2 protein-coding genes and 1 pseudogene are annotated in these 3367 nt (G+C 56.5%); 1 reads left to right on the top strand and 2 read right to left on the bottom strand.

The window, feature by feature from the left end:
• Positions 1-4: 4 nt before the first annotated feature.
• Positions 5-1492 (bottom strand): CoA-binding protein, encoded by a 1488-nt coding sequence (locus WN73_RS12060; protein ID WP_271552928.1) that lies wholly within the window; start codon positions 1490-1492, stop codon positions 5-7.
• A gap of 619 nt (positions 1493-2111) precedes the next feature.
• Between WN73_RS12060 and WN73_RS12055 the strand changes: the two genes are divergently transcribed.
• On the top strand, positions 2112-3008 hold the full coding sequence (locus WN73_RS12055; RefSeq protein WP_271552927.1) for a 3-keto-5-aminohexanoate cleavage protein: 897 nt from the start codon (positions 2112-2114) through the stop codon (positions 3006-3008).
• 12 nt (positions 3009-3020) lie between these two features.
• Here the strand turns inward: WN73_RS12055 and WN73_RS12050 are convergent.
• Positions 3021-3367, bottom strand: a pseudogene (locus WN73_RS12050) (transposase domain-containing protein); the annotation flags it as partial.

Below are 3367 nucleotides of genomic sequence, written 5' to 3'. Positions count from 1 at the left end.
TCAGTCATGCTTGTTGCGGCGCCTGCACGGTGGTATTCGTTTGCGTAGCTCTCGAGGTCGACGCATGCCACCCGATCACTTTGCCCAAAGCTCGAACCGAGACCGCGGTACCTTGCAAGAGCGCTCGGCCAGCGAACGTGGGCGGACTTCCATCAATCTCCCCACCTCGACAGATTCCATTCATCTGCGAGACGGGAATGACAACTACTCCAGGATGTTGTGCCATAAGCTTCCTCAGTGCGAGACCAACCGGGGAATCGTCCTCGATGCTCATCGGCAAGTCCTTACCCCAGAGAAGGATGTCAAACTCATCGCTCTGTCCGAGTACTTCTATGCAACTCGTCAGGACCTCGGCGTCAAATGCGCTCTGAGCACTCAGGTCTAGGGGATTAAAGTTGTTTGCGAATCTCGGAAGCACGTCCGTCAGCTGTTTGCGTAATCGATGGGAAAAGGAAGCGAGCTTCAGTCCCGGCGTCGACAGGATCGAATCAGCCATTATATTGCCCATTCCGCCAGAAAAACTTACAAACGCGATGCGTTTGCCCCGCGGTCTGCGGCAGGCATTGAAAGCCACGACGGTTTCGATTAGGTCCTCAACTGAGTGAACGGCAATCACGCCCAGTTCCTTCAGAAAACGTATATCATCTTTGTAGCTGTTCGCGGCTCGTGTTGCCGTATGTCGGTTGATGCCCTTTTGCACCTCGGGATGTGCCCCGACGCGCAACATAATGATCGGCTTGCCTTGTTCCCGCGCGCGCGTACAGGCAATGGCAAACCATTCTGGATCGTTAATGCCTTCGCAATAACTGACGATGACTTCTGTTTGGGGATCGTCAGCGAAGAAGTTGATTAATTCGGCTGTTGTTACGCTGACTTCATTGCCAGTCGTCACGATCTTACTAATCCCAATGCCTCTGCTCATCAACGGATGCATCATTGTGACCATCTGCCCACTCTGGAAGACGCCACTAACTCCTCCCGCGACCACCTTGGCGATCTTGTTGTCCCCGACGGCAATTATCGGCCGGTGCAGATTGATAACTCCGTATGTATTGGGCCCGATAACGACTGTTGCGGCTGAGACTTCTGCCCAGCGCTGAACTTGTTGCTGCCTTGCGCGGCCTTCCTCCGAATCGAGTTCCGCGAAACCGCTAGCGATGATCTGCACAGCTCCCACTGACTTTTGCTTACATTCCTCTAAAACTGACAGAAGGTTCTCGGCTCGAACGCATACCACGGCCAAATCGACCTGAAACGGAACGTCTGCGATGGACTTGTAACAATCGACCTTATCAATGCTCGTGTAATTCGGGTTCACGGCAGCAATGTTTCCGTCGAATCCGAAGGAGACAATGTTGTTAAGGATGCTTTTGGCAAGGCTCGGCTTTGGCGAAGCACCAATCACGGCAACTCCTTGCGGTTCAAAGAGAGATCGCAGAGTCCGTCTGCCGTTTCCCATCTTGTTAGCCGAATGCTGCGTTTCTGAATGCATTCAGTGCTCCTCTCTCTGTAGTTGTTGCATTTCATGGCAATGAACATGCCAGCGGCATCGAAGTACACTAAGCGCCTGAGTCTGAATCATTGGCGCGCCGGAAGAAGGCCGATCTCGCTCGACGCGATTGTATCGAGGTCAGAAGCTGGACAATTGGATCCGTAGTCATTTGTGTGCGAGATGACAAAGGTGTAGCGATGGTGCCCCAACCAGCGAGCGAAGTCCTGCGGCCAACATTGAATCCGGTGTGGCCCTGAGCGCGAGGAGATACTCCTGCACCGCAGGCGAATACGGTGAAGGGCTAGCCCAAAGGTGGTGAAGAGGCGCTCGAATCGGGGCTCCGGGACGGTCTGCGCTATTGGAGGCCGAAGTTCCGCGTTCAGGCCGTTTGCTAAATGCGTGGTTTCTCATAGGCAAACCGCGCACGAACTCCGGCTACGGCACGCCAATTGCTTAGACGATGAATGCGGCTGCGACATGCCGCAGTGCGCGCATTGAGAAACGCGGCTGATACTGTTTACGTGGTTCTACGTTGGGAGGCGAAGAGGGGGAATCTAACGGAAACGGAGCTGATTGTTAGTGCGGTCTGCCTTGGTGCTGGTCAAAGGAGAAGTTCAGGATGATTTCTGAGGTGTTTATCACCTGTGCCGTCACAGGGTCTGGAAGTTCGGTGGAGCACAGCCCGCATGTGCCGGTGACCCCGGAGCAGATCGCTGATTCGGCTGTTGAAGCTGCGCGGGAGGGCGCGGCAGTGGTTCACATTCACGTGCGTGATCTTGAAACCCGACGCGGCGCCCGAGACCCGGCCCTATATAGGGCGGTGGTGCAGCGGATTCGGAAGTCGGACGTGAATCCGGTGATTAACCTGACCGCCGGAATGGGCGGAGATCTCGTGCTCGGTGAACCGCAGTCTCCTCTGCCGCCGAACCCCGCGGGGACGGACATGGCGGGTGCGCTTGAGCGGCTCGTGCATGTAGAGGAGTTGCGTCCTGAAATTTGCACTCTGGATTGCGGGACGATGAATTGGGGCACCCGCAGCCAGTACATCATGGTCAACACCGCCGGGACGCTGCGCTTGATGGCCGCACGCGTGAAGGAGCTAGGTGTGCGTCCTGAACTTGAAGTGTTCGATACCGGTCAGTTGGTCCTCGTGCGCGATTTAATCGAGGAGGGGATAATTGAGGATCCCGCGTTGATCCAGCTGTGCATGGGAATTCGGTATGGCGCACCTGACGATCCGACCACCCTCATGACGCTGGTGCACCAGATTCCGCCTCGAGCGATCTACTCGGCCTTTTCGATCGGGCGAATGCAGCTTCCGTACGCGGCGTTGGCTCCGATGGTCGGCGCAAACGTACGGGTAGGATTAGAGGACAATCTTTACCTCTCTCGTGGGCGGCTCGCGACCAACGCCGAGCTCGTCCAGCGGGCCGTGGAAATTCTCGTAAGGTTGGGCGTGCGGGTAATGAGCGCAGATGAAGTACGCCAGAAGCTCGCGTTAAGAGCCCACGGCTGAGAGGGGGAAGGTTTATGCCTGAGGGGCGGGCACGCGCGGTAGGTCTGCAGGTGGACACGCGATCGTCGGCCAGTTCCGCGGAAGCAGTTCGTCGAGCCTTTGAATTGGATGTGTAGCGATGCGGGCCAGGACGTCGGCGAGCCACGCTTGCGGATCGACGTCGTTCATCTTGGTCGAGTCGATCAGGCTGTACGTCAACGCGGGATGATTGCAGCCGCGATCGGAGAACAGGCAGGACTTCCACTCCAGGGGCGATGCCGCTCACGTCGTGGTTCGGCGGCATTGTTCGAAAGACAGATGCTGTAAAAGAAGGGACTTGAGCTGACAGTGAGGGCTTTGTCGCGGCAGGTGTCCGACAA

The sequence above is a fragment of the Bradyrhizobium sp. CCBAU 45394 genome, assembly GCF_028128655.1.
Classification (GTDB): Bacteria; Pseudomonadota; Alphaproteobacteria; order Rhizobiales; family Xanthobacteraceae; genus Bradyrhizobium; species Bradyrhizobium diazoefficiens.
Note: the sequence above shows the minus strand (reverse complement) of the source record. Positions and strands in the feature narration are given on the sequence as shown.